General features: G+C 58.6%; 27 protein-coding genes. 1 reads left to right on the forward strand and 26 read right to left on the reverse strand.

Features of this window, described 5'->3' with window-relative positions:
- Window positions 1-116: 116 nt before the first annotated feature.
- The gene (uvrA, locus tag CCOS191_RS24380) at window positions 117-2951 is read left to right on the forward strand and encodes an excinuclease ABC subunit UvrA (protein ID WP_046857340.1); all 2835 of its coding nucleotides are present in this window, start codon (window positions 117-119) and stop codon (window positions 2949-2951) included.
- A gap of 72 nt (window positions 2952-3023) precedes the next feature.
- Here uvrA and bfr read toward each other — a convergent pair whose 3' ends face one another.
- The 26 genes from bfr to rplB form a co-directional block, all read right to left on the reverse strand.
- Entirely contained in the window at window positions 3024-3488 is a 465-nt protein-coding gene (gene bfr, locus CCOS191_RS24385) for a bacterioferritin (protein ID WP_046857341.1), read from the reverse strand.
- 163 nt (window positions 3489-3651) lie between these two features.
- The gene (locus CCOS191_RS24390; protein WP_046857342.1) at window positions 3652-5091 is read right to left on the reverse strand and encodes a catalase; all 1440 of its coding nucleotides are present in this window, start codon (window positions 5089-5091) and stop codon (window positions 3652-3654) included.
- Between the two features lie 170 nt (window positions 5092-5261).
- Complete coding sequence (gene rplQ, locus CCOS191_RS24395; protein WP_003255451.1) at window positions 5262-5648, reverse strand: 50S ribosomal protein L17; 387 nt, start codon at window positions 5646-5648, stop codon at window positions 5262-5264.
- Between the two features lie 42 nt (window positions 5649-5690).
- Complete coding sequence (locus tag CCOS191_RS24400) at window positions 5691-6692, reverse strand: DNA-directed RNA polymerase subunit alpha (protein WP_003255452.1); 1002 nt, start codon at window positions 6690-6692, stop codon at window positions 5691-5693.
- 22 nt (window positions 6693-6714) lie between these two features.
- Window positions 6715-7335 (reverse strand): 30S ribosomal protein S4, encoded by a 621-nt coding sequence (rpsD, locus tag CCOS191_RS24405; RefSeq protein ID WP_023629185.1) that lies wholly within the window; start codon window positions 7333-7335, stop codon window positions 6715-6717.
- Between the two features lie 15 nt (window positions 7336-7350).
- Window positions 7351-7740, reverse strand: coding sequence for a 30S ribosomal protein S11 (gene rpsK, locus CCOS191_RS24410; protein ID WP_012270237.1), 390 nt, complete (start codon window positions 7738-7740; stop codon window positions 7351-7353).
- An 18-nt stretch (window positions 7741-7758) separates the two neighbouring features.
- Window positions 7759-8115, reverse strand: a complete 357-nt coding sequence (gene rpsM / locus CCOS191_RS24415) for a 30S ribosomal protein S13 (RefSeq protein WP_003255457.1) — start codon at window positions 8113-8115, stop codon at window positions 7759-7761.
- A gap of 131 nt (window positions 8116-8246) precedes the next feature.
- The gene (rpmJ, locus tag CCOS191_RS24420; protein WP_011531897.1) at window positions 8247-8363 is read right to left on the reverse strand and encodes a 50S ribosomal protein L36; all 117 of its coding nucleotides are present in this window, start codon (window positions 8361-8363) and stop codon (window positions 8247-8249) included.
- Between the two features lie 30 nt (window positions 8364-8393).
- On the reverse strand, window positions 8394-9725 hold the full coding sequence (gene secY / locus CCOS191_RS24425; RefSeq protein WP_003257108.1) for a preprotein translocase subunit SecY: 1332 nt from the start codon (window positions 9723-9725) through the stop codon (window positions 8394-8396).
- The gene (gene rplO / locus CCOS191_RS24430; protein WP_011531896.1) at window positions 9726-10160 is read right to left on the reverse strand and encodes a 50S ribosomal protein L15; all 435 of its coding nucleotides are present in this window, start codon (window positions 10158-10160) and stop codon (window positions 9726-9728) included. It abuts the gene before it with no gap.
- A gap of 3 nt (window positions 10161-10163) precedes the next feature.
- Window positions 10164-10340, reverse strand: coding sequence for a 50S ribosomal protein L30 (gene rpmD, locus CCOS191_RS24435; RefSeq protein WP_011531895.1), 177 nt, complete (start codon window positions 10338-10340; stop codon window positions 10164-10166).
- A gap of 2 nt (window positions 10341-10342) precedes the next feature.
- Window positions 10343-10843 (reverse strand): 30S ribosomal protein S5, encoded by a 501-nt coding sequence (gene rpsE / locus CCOS191_RS24440; protein ID WP_046857343.1) that lies wholly within the window; start codon window positions 10841-10843, stop codon window positions 10343-10345.
- A gap of 3 nt (window positions 10844-10846) precedes the next feature.
- A complete protein-coding gene (rplR, locus tag CCOS191_RS24445; protein WP_023629183.1) occupies window positions 10847-11197 on the reverse strand; it encodes a 50S ribosomal protein L18 in 351 nt (116 codons plus the stop codon).
- Window positions 11198-11207: 10 nt separating this feature from the next.
- The gene (rplF, locus tag CCOS191_RS24450) at window positions 11208-11741 is read right to left on the reverse strand and encodes a 50S ribosomal protein L6 (protein WP_046857344.1); all 534 of its coding nucleotides are present in this window, start codon (window positions 11739-11741) and stop codon (window positions 11208-11210) included.
- Between the two features lie 12 nt (window positions 11742-11753).
- On the reverse strand, window positions 11754-12146 hold the full coding sequence (rpsH, locus tag CCOS191_RS24455) for a 30S ribosomal protein S8 (protein ID WP_046857345.1): 393 nt from the start codon (window positions 12144-12146) through the stop codon (window positions 11754-11756).
- Window positions 12147-12356: 210 nt separating this feature from the next.
- Complete coding sequence (gene rpsN / locus CCOS191_RS24460) at window positions 12357-12662, reverse strand: 30S ribosomal protein S14 (RefSeq protein ID WP_023629181.1); 306 nt, start codon at window positions 12660-12662, stop codon at window positions 12357-12359.
- 13 nt (window positions 12663-12675) lie between these two features.
- On the reverse strand, window positions 12676-13215 hold the full coding sequence (gene rplE / locus CCOS191_RS24465; RefSeq protein WP_003255474.1) for a 50S ribosomal protein L5: 540 nt from the start codon (window positions 13213-13215) through the stop codon (window positions 12676-12678).
- 20 nt (window positions 13216-13235) lie between these two features.
- On the reverse strand, window positions 13236-13550 hold the full coding sequence (rplX, locus tag CCOS191_RS24470) for a 50S ribosomal protein L24 (protein WP_023629180.1): 315 nt from the start codon (window positions 13548-13550) through the stop codon (window positions 13236-13238).
- Between the two features lie 11 nt (window positions 13551-13561).
- A complete protein-coding gene (gene rplN, locus CCOS191_RS24475; protein WP_008089810.1) occupies window positions 13562-13930 on the reverse strand; it encodes a 50S ribosomal protein L14 in 369 nt (122 codons plus the stop codon).
- Window positions 13931-13953: 23 nt separating this feature from the next.
- Window positions 13954-14220, reverse strand: a complete 267-nt coding sequence (gene rpsQ, locus CCOS191_RS24480) for a 30S ribosomal protein S17 (RefSeq protein WP_003255478.1) — start codon at window positions 14218-14220, stop codon at window positions 13954-13956.
- 2 nt (window positions 14221-14222) lie between these two features.
- The gene (rpmC, locus tag CCOS191_RS24485) at window positions 14223-14414 is read right to left on the reverse strand and encodes a 50S ribosomal protein L29 (protein ID WP_002555481.1); all 192 of its coding nucleotides are present in this window, start codon (window positions 14412-14414) and stop codon (window positions 14223-14225) included.
- Window positions 14414-14827 (reverse strand): 50S ribosomal protein L16, encoded by a 414-nt coding sequence (rplP, locus tag CCOS191_RS24490; protein WP_009397508.1) that lies wholly within the window; start codon window positions 14825-14827, stop codon window positions 14414-14416. Before rplP ends, rpmC begins: the two co-directional genes overlap by 1 nt.
- 12 nt (window positions 14828-14839) lie before the next feature.
- On the reverse strand, window positions 14840-15526 hold the full coding sequence (gene rpsC / locus CCOS191_RS24495; RefSeq protein ID WP_011531889.1) for a 30S ribosomal protein S3: 687 nt from the start codon (window positions 15524-15526) through the stop codon (window positions 14840-14842).
- Between the two features lie 13 nt (window positions 15527-15539).
- Entirely contained in the window at window positions 15540-15872 is a 333-nt protein-coding gene (gene rplV / locus CCOS191_RS24500) for a 50S ribosomal protein L22 (protein WP_003103908.1), read from the reverse strand.
- 11 nt (window positions 15873-15883) lie between these two features.
- Entirely contained in the window at window positions 15884-16159 is a 276-nt protein-coding gene (gene rpsS / locus CCOS191_RS24505) for a 30S ribosomal protein S19 (protein ID WP_003255482.1), read from the reverse strand.
- Window positions 16160-16175: 16 nt separating this feature from the next.
- Window positions 16176-17000 (reverse strand): 50S ribosomal protein L2, encoded by an 825-nt coding sequence (gene rplB, locus CCOS191_RS24510; protein WP_003255483.1) that lies wholly within the window; start codon window positions 16998-17000, stop codon window positions 16176-16178.
- Window positions 17001-17004 lie beyond the last annotated feature (4 nt).

Here is a 17004-nt window from a genome sequence, read left to right on the forward strand (position 1 = left end):
GTGAACCGGCGGCGATTCTATCAGTCCGACGCCTTGACGGCATATACGCGACGCTTTGCCGCGTACTGGCAGCGCGCCGTATACTGCTTTGTTTATGCCCGCCGAGCGAGGCCGTAGTGGACAAGATCCTGATCCGTGGGGCGCGTACCCACAACCTGAAGAACATCGACCTGACCCTGCCCCGGGACAAACTGATCGTGATCACCGGCCTGTCCGGGTCCGGCAAGTCCTCGCTGGCGTTCGACACGCTGTACGCCGAAGGCCAGCGCCGCTATGTCGAGTCGCTGTCGGCCTATGCCCGGCAGTTCCTGTCGATGATGGAAAAGCCCGACGTCGACACCATCGAAGGATTGTCGCCGGCCATCTCCATCGAGCAGAAGTCGACCTCGCACAACCCGCGCTCGACCGTCGGCACCATTACCGAGATCTACGACTACCTGCGCCTGCTCTATGCCCGCGTCGGCACCCCACGCTGCCCGGACCATGACATCCCGCTTGAGGCGCAAACGATCAGCCAGATGGTCGACCTGGTGCTGGAGAAGCCCGAAGGCAGCAAGCTGATGCTGTTGGCGCCGGTTATCCGCGAGCGCAAGGGTGAGCACTTGGCGGTGTTCGACGAGCTGCGCGCCCAGGGCTTCGTACGCGCCCGGGTCAACGGCAAGCTGTACGAGCTCGACGAGTTGCCCAAGCTCGACAAACAGAAGAAACACAGCATTGATGTGGTGGTAGACCGCTTCAAGGTCCGCGCCGACCTGCAGCAGCGTCTGGCCGAATCCTTCGAGACCGCGCTCAAGCTGGCCGACGGCATCGCCCTGGTGGCGCCGATGGACGACGAGGAAGGCGAAGAAGTGATCTTCTCGGCGCGCTTCGCCTGCCCGGTGTGCGGCCATGCGATCAGCGAGCTGGAGCCGAAGCTGTTCTCCTTCAACAACCCGGCTGGCGCCTGCCCGACCTGCGATGGCCTGGGGGTGAAGCAGTTCTTCGACACCAAGCGCCTGGTCAACGCCGAGCTGACCTTGGCCGAAGGCGCGATTCGCGGTTGGGACCGGCGCAACGTCTATTACTTCCAGATGCTCGGCTCGCTGGCCGCGCATTACGGCTTCAGCCTGGAAGAACCATTCGGCGAGCTGTCCGCCGAGCACCAGAAGGTCATCCTGCAAGGCAGTGGCAAGCAGAGTGTCGACTTCAAGTACCTCAACGACCGTGGCGACATCGTCAAGCGCTCGCACCCGTTCGAAGGCATCGTGCCGAACCTTGAGCGTCGCTATCGCGAGACCGAGTCGGCCACCGTGCGTGAAGAGCTGGCCAAGTTCCTCGGCACCCAGCCCTGCCCTGATTGCCGCGGCACCCGCCTGCGCCGTGAAGCGCGCCATGTCTGGGTAGGCGAGAAGACCCTGCCGGCAGTGACCAACCTGCCGATCGGCGAAGCCAGCAATTACTTCGGCGCGCTGAGCCTCACCGGTCGGCGTGGCGAGATCGCGGCGAAGATTCTCAAGGAGATCTGCGAGCGTCTGCAGTTCCTGGTCAACGTCGGCCTCGACTACCTGACCCTCGACCGCAGCGCCGATACCCTGTCTGGCGGCGAGGCCCAGCGCATCCGCCTGGCCAGCCAGATCGGCGCAGGCTTGGTGGGCGTGATGTACATCCTCGACGAGCCCTCGATCGGCCTGCACCAGCGCGATAACGACCGCTTGCTGGCGACGCTCAACCACCTGCGCGACCTCGGCAACACGGTGATCGTGGTCGAGCACGACGAGGACGCCATTCGCCTGGCCGACTACGTGGTGGACATCGGCCCGGGCGCTGGCGTGCATGGCGGGCAGATCGTCGCCGAGGGCTCGCCCGAGGAGGTGATGGCGCATCCCGACTCGCTGACCGGCAAATACCTGTCCGGGCGCAAGAAGATCGTCGTGCCGGCCAAGCGCACCCCGCGCAACAAGAAGCTGTCGCTCAAACTCAAGGGCGCGCGCGGCAACAACCTGCAGAACGTCGACCTGGAAGTGCCGATCGGCCTGCTGACCTGCGTGACCGGTGTGTCCGGCTCGGGCAAGTCGACGTTGATCAACAACACCCTGTTCCCCCTGGCCGCCACTGCGCTAAACGGGGCAAGCAGCCTGGAAGCGGCGCCGCACGCAAGTGTCGATGGACTGCAGCACCTGGACAAGGTGGTCGATATCGACCAGAGCCCGATTGGCCGTACGCCACGGTCGAACCCGGCTACCTATACCGGCATCTTCACGCCGATCCGCGAGCTGTTCGCCGGCGTGCCGGAATCGCGTTCGCGCGGATACGGCCCGGGGCGTTTCTCGTTCAACGTCAAGGGTGGGCGCTGCGAGGCCTGCCAGGGCGACGGCTTGATCAAGGTGGAGATGCACTTCCTGCCGGACATCTACGTGCCGTGCGACGTGTGCAAGAGCAAGCGTTACAACCGCGAGACCCTGGAGATCAAGTACAAGGGCAAGAACATCCACGAGGTGCTGGAAATGACCATCGAGGATGCCCGCGAGTTCTTCGACGCAGTGCCGGCCCTGGCGCGCAAGCTGCAGACCCTGATGGATGTGGGCCTGTCGTACATCAAGCTGGGGCAATCGGCGACCACGCTGTCGGGCGGCGAAGCACAGCGGGTCAAGCTGTCTCGCGAGCTGTCCAAACGCGACACCGGCAAGACCCTGTACATCCTCGACGAGCCGACCACTGGCCTGCACTTCGCCGATATCCAGCAACTGCTGGATGTACTGCACCGCCTGCGTGACCACGGCAACACCGTGGTGGTTATCGAGCACAATCTGGATGTGATCAAGACCGCCGACTGGCTGGTGGACCTGGGGCCGGAAGGCGGGTCCAAAGGCGGCCAGATCATTGCCTGTGGCACCCCAGAGGAGCTGAGCAAGATGAAGCAGTCGTACACCGGCCACTACCTCAAGCCACTGCTGGAACGTGACCGAGCCTGAGTGGAGCCGCTGACATGAAAAAGCCCCTGGTACCGTCGGTGCCAGGGGCTTTTTCGTAGGGCTGTGGATAACTTACATCTGCGACTGCAGGTAGTTCTCCAGGCCGATGGCCTTGATCAGACCCTGCTGCTTCTCCAGCCAGTAGGTGTGATCTTCTTCGGTGTCGGCCAGCTGCGCGCGCAGGATGTCGCGGCTGATGTAGTCCTTGTGCAGTTCGCACAGCTCGATGCCCTTGCACAGCGCGCCACGTACCTTGTACTCGAGCTTGAGGTCGGCCTCGATCATCTCCGGCACGGTGCTGCCCACTTCCAGGTCGTCGGCGCGCATGTCCGGAGTACCTTCGAGCATGAGGATACGGCGCATCAGGGCATCGGCGTGCTGCGTCTCTTCTTCCATCTCGTGGTTGATACGCTCGTAGAGCTTGGCCAGGCCCCAGTCTTCGTACATGCGCGAGTGAATGAAGTACTGATCGCGTGCTGCCAGTTCGCCCTTCAGCAACGTGACGAGATAGTTGATTACGTCCGGGTGACCTTGCATCGCCCTGCTTCTCCGTGTGAATACGTCAATAGAGCCTAGTGTGAACCAGGTTTTGCTCGCGGTCACTGAAAAACGCGCAATTAGAAGCAAAAAATCGACTAAACAGTAGTGATATTCATTGAAAAACCGCCCAAATGAGGGCGGTTCTTCTTATCACTTCGACTTAGCCGAGATTCACACCCAATGCCTTGGCGATCCCTTCTCCATAAGCCGGATCAGCCTTGAAGAAGTAGTGCAGCTGACGCTGGATGACATCGTCGCTGACACCGGCCATGGTCCCGGCGATGTTGTTGATCAACAGCGCCTTTTGCTCATCGCTCATCAGGCGGAACAACGCCCCGGCATGGCTGTAGTAATCGTTGTCCTCACGGTGATCATAACGATCCGCCGAGCCGTTCAGGGCCAGAGCGGGCTCGGCATGCCGCGGCGATTGCTTCGGCGCGCTTGCATGGCTGTTGGGCTCGTAGTTAGGAGCGCCGCCGTATGCGCCGATGGCCATGGAACCGTCGCGCTGATAGCTGTTCACCGGGCTGCGAGGCGCATTGACCGGCAGTTGCTGGTGGTTGGTGCCTACGCGGTAGCGATGCGCATCGGCATAGGCGAACACACGCCCCTGCAGCATGCGGTCTGGCGACAGGCCAACCCCGGGGACCATGTTGCTGGGCCCGAACGCCGCCTGCTCGACTTCGGCGAAGTAGTTGAGCGGGTTGCGGTTGAGTTCCAGCACACCGACTTCGATCAACGGGTAGTCCTTCTGCGACCAGGTCTTGGTCACATCGAACGGGTTTTCGTCGCGGCTGGCCGCCTCGGCCTCGCTCATCACCTGGATGCAAACGGTCCAACGCGGGAAATCGCCGCGCTCGATGGCCTCGAACAGGTCACGCTGGGCGTAGTCCGGGTCGCTCCCGGCCAGTCGGGCGGCATCGGCCGGCGCCAGGTTCTTGATGCCTTGCTGGGTCTTGAAGTGCCATTTGACCCAGGTCCGCTCGCCCTTGGCGTTGATCAGGCTGTAGGTGTGGCTGCCGAAGCCGTGCATGTGGCGGTAGCCATCGGGAATGCCGCGATCGGAGAACAGGATGGTGACCTGGTGCAGTGCCTCGGGCGAATGCGACCAGAAGTCCCACATCATTTGCGCGTTCTTCAGGTTGGTCTGTGGGTGGCGCTTCTGAGTGTGGATGAAGTCGGGGAACTTCAGCGGATCACGAATGAAAAATACCGGGGTATTGTTGCCGACGATGTCCCAGTTACCTTCCTCGGTATAGAACTTCACCGCAAAACCACGCGGGTCGCGCTCGGTGTCCGCGGAGCCGCGCTCGCCACCCACGGTGGAGAATCGCAGGAACGTCTCGGTCTGCTTGCCGATAGCGTCAAACAGCCTGGCACTGGTGAGCTCGGTGATATCGCGGGTCACGGTGAAGGTACCGTAGGCGCCGGAACCCTTGGCGTGCACGCGGCGCTCCGGGATGTTCTCGCGGTTGAAGTGGGCAAGCTTCTCGAGCAGGTGGAAGTCGTCGAGCAGCAGCGGGCCACGGGGGCCTGCGGAACGGGAGTTCTGGTTGTCGGCTACGGGTGCACCGCTGGCGGTAGTGAGAATCTTGCTCATGGGCTCTCCTGATCGGTCTTGAATTGCCGGCTAATCGGCTTGAGGAGAGTATTGTCGAGCGAGGTTACAAGGACAAATTCATTAAGTGACTTATATCAATAGAAAATAACAATTCACCAGACAACAAAAAACCGGGCCTAGGCCCGGTTTCTTGTAGCAGACAGAACGTCTTACTCGGCAGCTTCTACAGCACCACCGACCGGACGATCAACCAGCTCGACGTACGCCATAGGCGCGTTGTCGCCAGCGCGGAAACCGCACTTCAGGATACGCAGGTAGCCGCCCTGACGGGTGGCGTAGCGCTTGCCCAGGTCGTTGAACAGTTTGCCAACGGCGGACTTCGAACGGGTACGGTCGAAGGCCAGACGACGGTTGGCAACGCTGTCTTCCTTGGCCAGGGTGATCAGCGGCTCGGCAACGCGGCGCAGTTCCTTGGCTTTCGGCAGGGTGGTTTTGATCAGCTCGTGCTCGATCAGCGACACAGCCATGTTCTGGAACATAGCTTTGCGGTGAGAGCTGGTACGGCTCAGGTGACGTCCACTTTTACGATGACGCATGATTCATTCCTTACCAAACACAACGTTCGGTGATTACGACGATCAGGCAGTCGCCTTGTCGTCTTTCTTAAGGCTTGCAGGCGGCCAGTTGTCGAGGCGCATGCCGAGAGACAGACCACGGGAGGCCAGGACGTCCTTGATTTCAGTCAGGGACTTCTTGCCCAGGTTAGGAGTCTTCAACAGCTCTACTTCGGTACGCTGAATCAGGTCGCCGATGTAGTAGATGTTCTCCGCCTTGAGGCAGTTGGCCGAACGTACGGTCAGTTCCAGGTCGTCAACCGGGCGCAGCAGGATCGGATCGATCTCGTCTTCCTGCTCGACCACAACCGGCTCGCTGTCACCTTTGAGGTCGACGAACGCGGCCAGCTGCTGTTGCAGGATGGTCGCGGCACGACGGATGGCCTCTTCAGGATCCAGGGTACCGTTGGTTTCCAGATCGATGACCAGCTTGTCCAGGTTGGTACGCTGCTCAACACGGGCGTTCTCGACCACGTAGGCGATACGACGCACCGGGCTGAACGAAGCGTCCAGCTGGAGACGGCCAATGCTGCGGCTTTCGTCTTCGTCGGTCTGACGGGAGTCGGCCGGCTCGTAACCGCGACCACGAGCTACAGTGAGCTTCATGTTCAGGGCGCCGTTGGACGCCAGGTTCGCGATTACGTGATCGGGGTTGACGATCTCGACATCGTGATCCAGCTGAATATCGGCAGCGGTAACCACCCCCGAACCCTTTTTCGACAAGGTCAGCGTAACTTCGTCACGACCGTGCAGTTTGATAGCCAGGCCTTTCAGGTTCAACAGGATTTCAATGACGTCTTCCTGTACACCTTCGATCGCGGAGTACTCGTGGAGTACGCCATCGATCTCGGCCTCGACTACTGCACAGCCAGGCATGGAGGACAACAGGATGCGGCGCAGCGCGTTGCCCAGGGTATGGCCGAAGCCACGCTCGAGAGGCTCGAGCGTGATCTTGGCGCGGGTTGGACTGACAACCTGCACGTCGATGTGACGGGGTGTCAGAAACTCATTTACCGAAATCTGCATGGATGCACCTATTTTCTAGCCCTTACTTGGAGTAGAGCTCGACAATCAGGTTTTCGTTGATGTCGGCGGACAGGTCGCTGCGAGCAGGAACGTTCTTGAAAACGCCCGACTTTTTAGCAGCATCCACATCAACCCACTCAACGCGGCCACGCTGGGCGCACAGTTCAAGGGCTTGAACAATGCGCAGCTGGTTCAGCGACTTCTCGCGAACCGAGACCACGTCACCCGGACGAACTTGGTAGGATGGAATGTTTACAGTCTTACCGTTGACGCTGATCGCTTTGTGCGAAACCAGCTGACGGGACTCGGAACGAGTCGAGCCGAAGCCCATACGGTAAACGACGTTATCCAGACGGCACTCGAGCAGTTGCAGCAGGTTCTCACCGGTTGCGCCTTTTTTCGAGGCAGCAGCTTGGTAGTAACCGCGGAACTGACGCTCCAGAACACCGTAGATACGACGAACTTTTTGTTTCTCGCGCAGCTGGGTACCGTAGTCGGACTGACGGCCACGGCGCTGGCCGTGGATACCTGGGGCTGCTTCGATGTTGCACTTCGATTCCAGAGCGCGAACGCCGCTCTTCAGGAACAGGTCAGTGCCTTCACGGCGAGACAGTTTGCATTTTGGACCAATGTAACGTGCCATTTATCTGTCTCCTGATTACACGCGACGCTTCTTCGGCGGACGGCACCCGTTATGCGGGATTGGCGTCACGTCGGTGATGCTGGCGATCTTGTAGCCGCAGCTGTTCAGTGCACGAACGGCGGACTCACGACCTGGACCTGGACCCTTGACGTTCACGTCGAGGTTCTTCAGACCGTATTCCAGCGCAGCTTGACCAGCACGCTCAGCAGCGATCTGTGCTGCGAACGGGGTGGATTTGCGCGAACCACGGAAACCCGAACCACCGGAAGTAGCCCAGGACAGTGCGTTGCCCTGACGGTCGGTGATGGTCACGATGGTGTTGTTGAAAGACGCATGGATGTGGGCGATGCCATCAACCACTGTCTTTTTGATTTTTTTACGAGGACGAGCAGCAGGTTTTGCCATGTCTATATTCCTGGGCGATTACTTGCGGATCGGCTTACGCGGGCCCTTACGGGTGCGTGCGTTGGTCTTGGTGCGCTGACCGCGAACCGGCAGACCTTTACGATGACGCAGGCCGCGGTAGCAACCCAGGTCCATCAAGCGCTTGATCTTCATGTTGATGTCACGGCGCAGGTCACCTTCGGTGGTGAACTTCGCGACTTCGCCACGCAGGGTTTCGATTTGCTCGTCGCTCAGATCCTTGATCTTAGCGGCTGGGTTTACACCAGCATCCGCACAGATTTTCTGTGCAGTTGTGCGACCGACACCATAGATGTAGGTCAGCGAGATAACAGTATGCTTGTTATCTGGAATGTTGACGCCTGCAATACGGGCCATTCAGTGGGACTCCAATTGACAGCTACCTACGCCCCGGAAGCCAAGAAATAGGGCGCGAGATAATATCGCTGTAGAAACGAATAATCAACCCAGCAGCACACTAGCTGCTGGGTTTGAAGCGCGGATCACACTCAGCCTTGGCGCTGCTTGTGACGCGGTTCCGCGCTGCAGATCACGCGCACGATACCTTCGCGACGAATGATCTTGCAGTTGCGGCACAGCTTTTTCACCGATGCACGAACTTTCATTACCGACTCCTCGAACCTTAAGGGGCTAAATCAGCGCAGCAGACCGCTGCCGCCGTAGCCTTTCAGGTTGGCTTTCTTCATCAGGGATTCGTACTGGTGCGAAACGAGGTGCGATTGTACTTGGGACATGAAGTCCATCACAACCACTACCACAATCAGCAACGAGGTCCCGCCAAGGTAGAACGGCACGTTTGCTGCTACCACCAGGAACTGGGGCAGAAGGCACACGGCCATCATGTAAAGAGCACCGAACATGGTCAAACGGGTCAGAACGCCATCAATGTAGCGCGCCGACTGTTCACCAGGACGGATGCCCGGAATAAAGGCACCGGACTTCTTCAGGTTTTCCGCTACGTCTTTCGGGTTGAACATCAACGCTGTGTAGAAGAAGCAGAAGAAAATGATCCCTGCACTAAACAGCAGAATGTTCAACGGCTGACCAGGAGCGATCGACTGCGAGATGTCCTGCAGCCAGCCCATACCTTCAGACTGACCGAACCAGGCACCCAGCGAAGCCGGGAACAGCAAGATGCTGCTCGCGAAAATGGCCGGGATTACGCCCGCCATGTTCACTTTCAGCGGCAGGTGGCTGGTCTGCGCAGCGAAGACCTTGCGGCCCTGCTGACGCTTGGCGTAGTGAACGGCGATACGACGCTGACCACGCTCGATGAACACCACGAAGCCGATAATCGCTACTGCCAGCAAACCGATTGCGACCAGGGCGAAGATGTTGATATCGCCTGTGCGTGCAGACTCGAAAGACTGCCCGATTGCTCTCGGAAGACCGGCAACGATACCTGCGAAGATCAACATCGAGATACCGTTGCCCACACCGCGCTCGGTGATCTGCTCGCCCAGCCACATCATGAACATCGCGCCCGCCACGAAGGTGGAGACGGCGACGACATGGAAGCCGAGGCCAACAGAAAACGCCACGCCCTGGTTGGCCAGGCCAATGGACATGCCAATGGCTTGAACCAGCGCCAGGATAACGGTGCCGTAGCGGGTGTACTGGCTGATCTTGCGACGGCCAGCTTCACCTTCCTTCTTCAACTGCTCCAGCTGCGGGCTGACAGCGGTCATGAGCTGCATGATGATCGATGCCGAGATGTACGGCATGATCCCCAGTGCAAAGATGCTCATGCGCTCCAGCGCGCCGCCGGAAAACATGTTGAACAAGCTAAGAATGGTCCCCTCATTCTGCCGGAACAGATCCGCGAGACGGTCCGGGTTAATGCCTGGTACCGGGATGTGCGCGCCAATCCGATAGACGATGATCGCCATGAACAGAAAACGCAGACGAGCCCAGAGTTCCGACATCCCGCCCTTACCGAGCGAAGAGAGAGCACCTTGCTTAGCCATTTATTCCTCGAACTTGCCGCCAGCTGCTTCGATAGCCGCACGTGCACCTTTGGTGACGGCGATACCCTTGAGGGTGACTGCGCGAGTGACTTCGCCCGACAGCATGATTTTCACACGCTGTACGTGCTGGCCGATCACGTTGGCGTCCTTCAGGGACTGAACGGTGATCAGATCGCCTTCCACCTTGGCCAGCTCGGACAGACGCACTTCTGCGCGGTCCATGGCTTTCAGGGAAACGAAGCCGAACTTCGGCAGGCGACGGTGCAGCGGCTGTTGACCGCCTTCGAAGCCTGGAGCGATGGAGCCACCGGAACGGGAAGTCTGACCTTTGTGACCACGGCCACCAGTCTTGCCCAGACCGCTACCGATACCACGGCCCGGACGGTGCTTCTCGCGACGGGAACCCGGCGCTGGACTCAGATCATTGAGTTTCATTGATTAACCCTCGACCTTCAGCATGTAGTAAGCCTTGTTGATCATCCCGCGGTTCTCGGGAGTATCCTGGACTTCTACAGTGTGACCGATACGACGCAGACCCAGACCCTTCACGCACAGCTTGTGGTTAGGGATACGGCCCGAGACGCTCTTGATCAGCGTTACTTTGACGGTTGCCATGATCAGCGGATCTCCTCAACAGTCTTGCCGCGCTTGGCAGCAATGGACTCAGGGGATTGCATGGCTTTCAGACCCTTGAAGGTGGCGTGAACCACGTTCACCGGGTTGGTCGAACCGTAGCACTTGGCCAGGACGTTCTGAACACCAGCAACTTCCAGGACGGCACGCATTGCGCCGCCGGCGATGATACCGGTACCTTCCGAGGCAGGCTGCATGTAGACCTTCGAGGCGCCGTGGGCGGCCTTGGTGGCGTACTGCAGGGTGGTGCCCTTCAGGTCAACCTGAATCATGTTGCGACGAGCAGCTTCCATGGCTTTCTGGATCGCGGCAGGTACTTCGCGCGATTTGCCACGGCCAAAGCCAACACGACCCTTGCCATCACCTACCACGGTCAGCGCGGTGAAGGTGAAGATACGGCCGCCTTTAACGGTTTTGGCTACGCGGTTAACTTGAACCAGCTTCTCGATGTAGCCTTCGTCGCGCTTTTGATCGTTATTTGCCATAACTTAGAACTCCAGCCCGCCTTCACGAGCAGCATCAGCCAGCGCTTTGACGCGGCCATGGTACTTGAAGCCGGAACGGTCAAAGGCAACTTGAGATACACCGGCGGCTTTCGCGCGCTCAGCTACCAGCTTGCCAACCTTAGTGGCCGCGTCGATGTTGCCAGTGGCGCCATCACGCAGTTCTTTGTCCAAGGTAGAGGCGCTTGCCAGAACCTTGCTGCCGTCGGCCGAAATGACCTGGGCATAGATGTGCTGCGAGGAGCGGAACACGCACAGACGCACGGCTTCGAGCTCGTGCATTTTCAGGCGTGCTTTGCGAGCGCGACGCAGTCGAATAACTTTTTTGTCGGTCATTTGCTAGGCCCTACTTCTTCTTGGCTTCTTTACGACGGACTACTTCGTCCGCGTAACGCACACCCTTGCCCTTGTAAGGCTCTGGCGGACGGAAACCGCGGACTTCAGCGGCCACCTGACCCACCAGCTGCTTGTCGATACCCTTGATCAGGATGTCGGTCTGGCTTGGGGTTTCAGCGGTGATACCGGCTGGCAGTTCGTAATCCACTGGGTGCGAGAAGCCCAGAGCCAGGTTCAGGACGGTGCCTTTGGCCTGAGCTTTGTAACCAACACCGACCAGCTGGAGCTTGCGCTCGAAGCCTTGGCTTACGCCTTGGACCATGTTGTTCACCAGGGCGCGGGTGGTACCGGCCATGGCGCGAGCTTGCTGGTCACCGTTGCGAGCGACGAAACGCAGCTCACCAGACTCTTCGGTAACTTCAACAGACGAGTGAACGTTCAGTTCGAGAGTGCCCTTGGCACCCTTCACCGAAAGCTGCTGGCCGGCGAATTTGACTTCGACGCCTGCTGGCAGCTTAACGGGGTTCTTAGCGACGCGAGACATGCCTATCTCCCCTTAGAACACTGTGCACAGAACTTCGCCGCCGACACCGGCAGCGCGCGCAGCGCGGTCAGTCATCACACCTTTGTTGGTGGAGACGATAGACACGCCCAAGCCGCCACGTACTTTCGGCAGCTCAGTGACGGCCTTGTACTGGCGCAGGCCAGGACGGCTGGTACGCTTCAGTTCCTCGATGACCGGACGGCCTTCGAAGTACTTCAGTTCGATCGACAGGGAAGGCTTGGCTTCGCCGTTGACTTCGTAGCCAGCGATGTAGCCTTCGTCTTTCAGTACTTTGGCAACCGCGACCTTCAGGGTAGAAGAAGGCATGCTTACGACAGACTTTTCAGCCATCTGGGCATTACGGATGCGAGTTAGCATGTCCGCTAACGGGTCCTGCATACTCATGGGCTAGATGCTCCTGATACAAGAATTATTAGCCTTGCGGCTATCACAACCACCCGAACAGGCAGGGCAAAAAACCCGGGCTCAGGTGAGCCGGTCATTCTAGACACAAGGCAGAAACGAAACAAGCCCCATATAGGGGCTTGTTTCAATGCGAGGTCACCGGCGGTCGGAAGATCACTCCCCTTCCACCGGCGGTCACGCCAACCGGGATTACCAGCTGGCCTTGACCAGACCCGGCACGTCACCACGCATGGCGGCTTCGCGCAGCTTGTTACGGCCGAGGCCGAACTTGCGGTACACGCCGTGCGGACGACCGGTGATGCGGCAACGGTTACGCATGCGCGAAGCGCTGGCGTCACGTGGTTGCTTCTGCAGGGCGACAACGGCAGCGAAACGCTCTTCTGGAGAGGCGTTCAGGTTGACGATGGTCGCTTTCAGCTCGGCACGCTTTTTGGCGTACTTGGCTACCGTGAGCTGACGCTTCAGCTCGCGGTTTTTCATGCTCTTCTTGGCCATTTTCCTACTCCAATCAGTTGCGGAACGGGAACTTGAATGCACGCAGCAGAGCGCGGCCTTCGTCGTCCGAACGAGCAGTGGTGGTCAGGGTGATGTCCAAACCGCGCAGAGCATCGATCTTGTCGTAGTCGATTTCCGGGAAGATGATCTGCTCTTTCACGCCCATGCTGTAGTTGCCACGACCATCGAAGGACTTGGCATTCAGGCCGCGGAAGTCGCGAACCCGAGGCAGGGAGATCGCCAGCAGGCGGTCCAGGAATTCGTACATCTTGTCGCTACGCAGGGTCACCTTGACGCCGATCGGCCAGCCTTCACGGACTTTGAAGCCCGCGATGGATTTACGAGCGAAAGTCACGACCGGCTTTTGACCGGTGATCTTTTCCAGGTCGGCAACAGCGTGCTCGATGACTTTCTTGTCGCCGATCGCTTCGCCCAGACCCATGTTCAGGGTGATTTTGGTAACGCGCGGAACTTCCATCACGTTCGACAGCTTAAGTTCTTCCTTAAGCTTGGGAGCGATTTCGTTCCGGTAAATCTCTTTCAGTCGTGCCATGGTCTTCTACCTAGCAGTGTTCAAGCATCAACCGCTTTTTGGGTCGACTTGAAGACACGAATTTTCTTGCCTTCTTCTACTTTGAAGCCAACGCGGTCAGCCTTGTTGGTTTCGCTGTTGAAGATGGCAACGTTGGAAGCGTGCAGTGGCGCTTCTTTTTCGACGATACCGCCCTGAACGCCCGCCATCGGGTTAGGCTTGGTATGACGCTTGACCAGGTTCACGCCACCGATGACCAGACGGTCATCAGCCAGAACCTTCAGCACCTTACCGCGCTTACCCTTGTCTTTGCCGGCGATCACGATGATCTCGTCGTCACGACGAATCTTTTGCATGTCGGATCTCCTTAGAGCACTTCAGGGGCGAGCGAAACGATCTTCATGAACTTCTCGGTACGAAGTTCACGGGTCACTGGCCCGAAGATGCGAGTACCGATCGGCTCTTGCTTGGTGTTCAGCAGAACAGCAGCGTTGCCGTCGAAACGAATGATGGAACCGTCAGCGCGACGTACACCGTGACGGGTACGGACGACAACAGCGGTCATCACCTGGCCTTTTTTGACCTTACCGCGAGGAATTGCTTCCTTGACGGTAACTTTGATGATGTCACCGATACCGGCGTAACGACGGTGGGAACCGCCGAGCACCTTGATGCACATGACGCGACGAGCGCCGCTGTTATCGGCCACATCGAGCATGGATTGAGTCTGAATCATAAAATTTCTCCGACCCCTAGCCCTTAGACTTCAACAGCGCGTTCGAGGACTTCAACCAGTGCCCAGGACTTGGTCTTGGCCAGCGGACGGGTTTCACGGATGGAAACCTTGTCGCCGATCTTGCACTGGTTGGCTTCGTCGTGCGCGTGCAGCTTAGTCGAACGCTTAACGTATTTACCGTAGATCGGGTGCTTTACGCGACGCTCGATCAGAACGGTGATGGTCTTGTCCATTTTGTCGCTGACGACACGGCCAGTCAGCGTACGGACGGTTTTTTCAGCTTCAGCCATGATCACTTACCTGCCTGCTGGTTGAGCACAGTTTTCACGCGAGCGATGTCACGCTTAACTTGCGAGAGCAGGTGCGACTGCCCCAACTGGCCAGTTGCTTTCTGCATGCGCAGATTGAACTGGTCGCGCAGCAAGCCGAGCAGTTGCTCATTCAGTTGCTGTGCGGATTTTTCACGAAGTTCATTCGCTTTCATCACATCACCGTCCGCTTAACAAAGGAGGTGGCGAGTGGCAGCTTTGCAGCAGCCAGGGCGAAAGCTTCGCGCGCCAGCTCTTCAGAAACACCCTCGATCTCGTACAGGACTTTGCCTGGCTGAATCTGGGCAACCCAGTATTCCACGGAACCCTTACCTTTACCCATCCGCACTTCAAGAGGCTTCTTGGTAACCGGCTTGTCCGGGAACACACGGATCCAGATCTTGCCGCCACGCTTAACGTGACGGGTCAGGGCACGACGTGCCGACTCGATCTGGCGAGCGGTGAGACGACCGCGGGCGACAGCTTTCAGAGCGAACTCGCCGAAGCTGACCTTGCTACCGCGCAGTGCCAGACCACGGTTGTGGCCGGTCATCTGCTTGCGGAATTTTGTACGCTTTGGTTGCAACATTTGGCGTACCCCTTACTTAGCAGCTTTTTTACGAGGCGCTGGTGCTTGCGGCTTCAGCTCTTCCTGGCGACCACCAATAACTTCGCCTTTGAAGATCCAAACCTTCACACCGATCACACCGTAGGTGGTGTGAGCTTCGTAGGTGTTGTAGTCGATATCGGCACGCAGGGTGTGCAGAGGCACACGACCTTCGCGATACCACTCGGTACGTGCGATCTCGGCGCCGCCGAGACGACCGCTCACCTGGATCTTGATGCCCTTGGCACCAATACGCATGGCGTTCTGCACGGCGCGCTTCATGGCGCGACGGAACATTACGCGGCGTTCCAGCTGCTGGGCTACGCTCTGAGCAACCAGCATAGCGTCGAGTTCCGGCTTGCGGATCTCTTCGATGTTGATGTGCACAGGCACACCCATCTGCTTGGTCAGGTCCTGACGCAGCTTCTCAACATCTTCACCTTTCTTGCCGATAACGATACCGGGACGAGCGGTGTGGATGGTGATGCGTGCAGTTTGAGCCGGGCGATGAATATCGATACGGCTAACGGACGCGCTTTTTAGTTTGTCTTGGAGGTACTCGCGAGTTTGCAGATCCTTCAGCAGGTAATCTGCGTAAGTCGCGCCGTCTGCGTACCAGACGGAGGTGTGCTCCTTGACGATTCCCAGGCGAATGCCAGTGGGATGTACTTTCTGACCCATCTGATCGACTCCGTTACTTGTCCGCAACCTTGACAGTGATATGGCAAGACCGCTTGACGATGCGATCAGCACGGCCTTTGGCACGTGGCATGATGCGCTTCAGCGAACGCCCTTCGTTGACGAAGACGGTGGAGACCTTCAGGTCATCAACGTCTGCGCCTTCGTTGTGTTCGGCGTTGGCAACGGCCGACTCGAGGACTTTCTTCATGATTTCAGCGGCTTTTTTGCTGCTGAAGGCCAACAGGTTGAGCGCTTCGCCCACCTTCTTCCCGCGGATCTGGTCGGCGACCAAGCGGGCTTTCTGGGCGGAGATGCGAGCGCCCGACAACTTAGCGGCTACTTCCATTTCCTTACCCCTTAACGCTTGGCTTTCTTGTCAGCCACGTGCCCGCGGTAGGTGCGGGTACCGGCGAACTCGCCCAGTTTGTGGCCGACCATGTCTTCGTTCACGAGAACTGGGACGTGTTGGCGACCGTTGTGTACCGCGATGGTCAGACCGACCATTTGTGGCAGGATCATCGAACGGCGCGACCAGGTTTTAACTGGCTTGCGATCGTTCTTCTCCACCGCCACTTCGACCTTCTTCAACAGGTGAAGATCGATAAAAGGACCTTTTTTCAGAGAACGTGGCACTGTCGTATCCCTCTAGTTACTTGCGACGACGGACGATCATGTTGTCGGTACGCTTATTACCACGGGTTTTAGCACCCTTGGTTGGGAAGCCCCATGGCGATACCGGATGACGACCACCGGAGGTACGACCTTCACCACCACCATGCGGGTGGTCAACCGGGTTCATGGCAACACCACGAACGGTTGGGCGAACGCCGCGCCAGCGTTTGGCACCAGCTTTACCCAGCGAACGCAGGCTGTGCTCGGAGTTCGAGACTTCGCCCAGGGTCGCACGGCACTCAGCCAGGACTTTACGCATTTCACCAGAGCGCAGACGCAGGGTCACGTAGACACCTTCGCGAGCGATCAGCTGAGCCGAAGCACCAGCGGAACGAGCGATCTGAGCACCTTTACCCGGCTTCAGTTCGATGCCGTGAATGGTGCTACCTACTGGAATGTTGCGCAGTTGCAGGGAGTTACCGGCCTTGATTGGGGCCAGGGCACCTGCGATCAGCTGGTCGCCAGCACTCACGCCTTTAGGGGCGATGATGTAGCGACGCTCACCGTCTGCGTAGCACAGCAGGGCGATGTGAGCAGTACGGTTTGGATCGTATTCGATACGCTCGACAGTGGCTGGAATGCCATCTTTGTCGTTGCGACGGAAGTCGACCAGACGGTAGTGCTGCTTATGACCACCACCCACGTGACGCGTGGTGATGCGGCCATTGTTGTTACGACCACCAGACTTCGATTTCTTCTCGATCAGCGGTGCGTGAGGAGCGCCTTTGTGCAGCTCCTTGTTGACCACCTTGACCACGAAACGGCGGCCAGGGGAAGTCGGTTTGCATTTAACGATTGCCATGATG

This window comes from Pseudomonas sp. CCOS 191 (assembly GCF_001007005.1).
In the GTDB taxonomy this organism is placed as follows: Bacteria; Pseudomonadota; Gammaproteobacteria; order Pseudomonadales; family Pseudomonadaceae; genus Aquipseudomonas; species Aquipseudomonas soli.

Excerpts from the sequence above, each read along its gene's own strand:
- bfr (WP_046857341.1), bottom strand. The coding sequence starts at position 3,488 with ATGCAAGGTCACCCGGACGTAATCAACTATCTCGTCACGTTGCTGAAG.
- CCOS191_RS24390 (WP_046857342.1), bottom strand. The coding sequence starts at position 5,091 with ATGAGCAAGATTCTCACTACCGCCAGCGGTGCACCCGTAGCCGACAAC.
- rplQ (WP_003255451.1), bottom strand. The coding sequence starts at position 5,648 with ATGCGTCATCGTAAAAGTGGACGTCACCTGAGCCGTACCAGCTCTCAC.
- CCOS191_RS24400 (WP_003255452.1), bottom strand. The coding sequence starts at position 6,692 with ATGCAGATTTCGGTAAATGAGTTTCTGACACCCCGTCACATCGACGTG.
- rpsD (WP_023629185.1), bottom strand. The coding sequence starts at position 7,335 with ATGGCACGTTACATTGGTCCAAAATGCAAACTGTCTCGCCGTGAAGGC.
- rpsK (WP_012270237.1), bottom strand. The coding sequence starts at position 7,740 with ATGGCAAAACCTGCTGCTCGTCCTCGTAAAAAAATCAAAAAGACAGTG.
- rpsM (WP_003255457.1), bottom strand. The coding sequence starts at position 8,115 with ATGGCCCGTATTGCAGGCGTCAACATTCCAGATAACAAGCATACTGTT.
- rpmJ (WP_011531897.1), bottom strand. The coding sequence starts at position 8,363 with ATGAAAGTTCGTGCATCGGTGAAAAAGCTGTGCCGCAACTGCAAGATC.
- secY (WP_003257108.1), bottom strand. The coding sequence starts at position 9,725 with ATGGCTAAGCAAGGTGCTCTCTCTTCGCTCGGTAAGGGCGGGATGTCG.
- rplO (WP_011531896.1), bottom strand. The coding sequence starts at position 10,160 with ATGAAACTCAATGATCTGAGTCCAGCGCCGGGTTCCCGTCGCGAGAAG.
- rpmD (WP_011531895.1), bottom strand. The coding sequence starts at position 10,340 with ATGGCAACCGTCAAAGTAACGCTGATCAAGAGCGTCTCGGGCCGTATC.
- rpsE (WP_046857343.1), bottom strand. The coding sequence starts at position 10,843 with ATGGCAAATAACGATCAAAAGCGCGACGAAGGCTACATCGAGAAGCTG.
- rplR (WP_023629183.1), bottom strand. The coding sequence starts at position 11,197 with ATGACCGACAAAAAAGTTATTCGACTGCGTCGCGCTCGCAAAGCACGC.
- rplF (WP_046857344.1), bottom strand. The coding sequence starts at position 11,741 with ATGTCTCGCGTCGCTAAGAACCCCGTTAAGCTGCCAGCAGGCGTCGAA.
- rpsH (WP_046857345.1), bottom strand. The coding sequence starts at position 12,146 with ATGAGTATGCAGGACCCGTTAGCGGACATGCTAACTCGCATCCGTAAT.
- rpsN (WP_023629181.1), bottom strand. The coding sequence starts at position 12,662 with ATGGCCAAGAAGAGCATGAAAAACCGCGAGCTGAAGCGTCAGCTCACG.
- rplE (WP_003255474.1), bottom strand. The coding sequence starts at position 13,215 with ATGGCACGACTGAAAGAGATTTACCGGAACGAAATCGCTCCCAAGCTT.
- rplX (WP_023629180.1), bottom strand. The coding sequence starts at position 13,550 with ATGCAAAAGATTCGTCGTGACGACGAGATCATCGTGATCGCCGGCAAA.
- rplN (WP_008089810.1), bottom strand. The coding sequence starts at position 13,930 with ATGATTCAGACTCAATCCATGCTCGATGTGGCCGATAACAGCGGCGCT.
- rpsQ (WP_003255478.1), bottom strand. The coding sequence starts at position 14,220 with ATGGCTGAAGCTGAAAAAACCGTCCGTACGCTGACTGGCCGTGTCGTC.
- rpmC (WP_002555481.1), bottom strand. The coding sequence starts at position 14,414 with ATGAAAGCGAATGAACTTCGTGAAAAATCCGCACAGCAACTGAATGAG.
- rplP (WP_009397508.1), bottom strand. The coding sequence starts at position 14,827 with ATGTTGCAACCAAAGCGTACAAAATTCCGCAAGCAGATGACCGGCCAC.
- rpsC (WP_011531889.1), bottom strand. The coding sequence starts at position 15,526 with ATGGGTCAGAAAGTACATCCCACTGGCATTCGCCTGGGAATCGTCAAG.
- rplV (WP_003103908.1), bottom strand. The coding sequence starts at position 15,872 with ATGGAAGTAGCCGCTAAGTTGTCGGGCGCTCGCATCTCCGCCCAGAAA.
- rplB (WP_003255483.1), bottom strand. The coding sequence starts at position 17,000 with ATGGCAATCGTTAAATGCAAACCGACTTCCCCTGGCCGCCGTTTCGTG.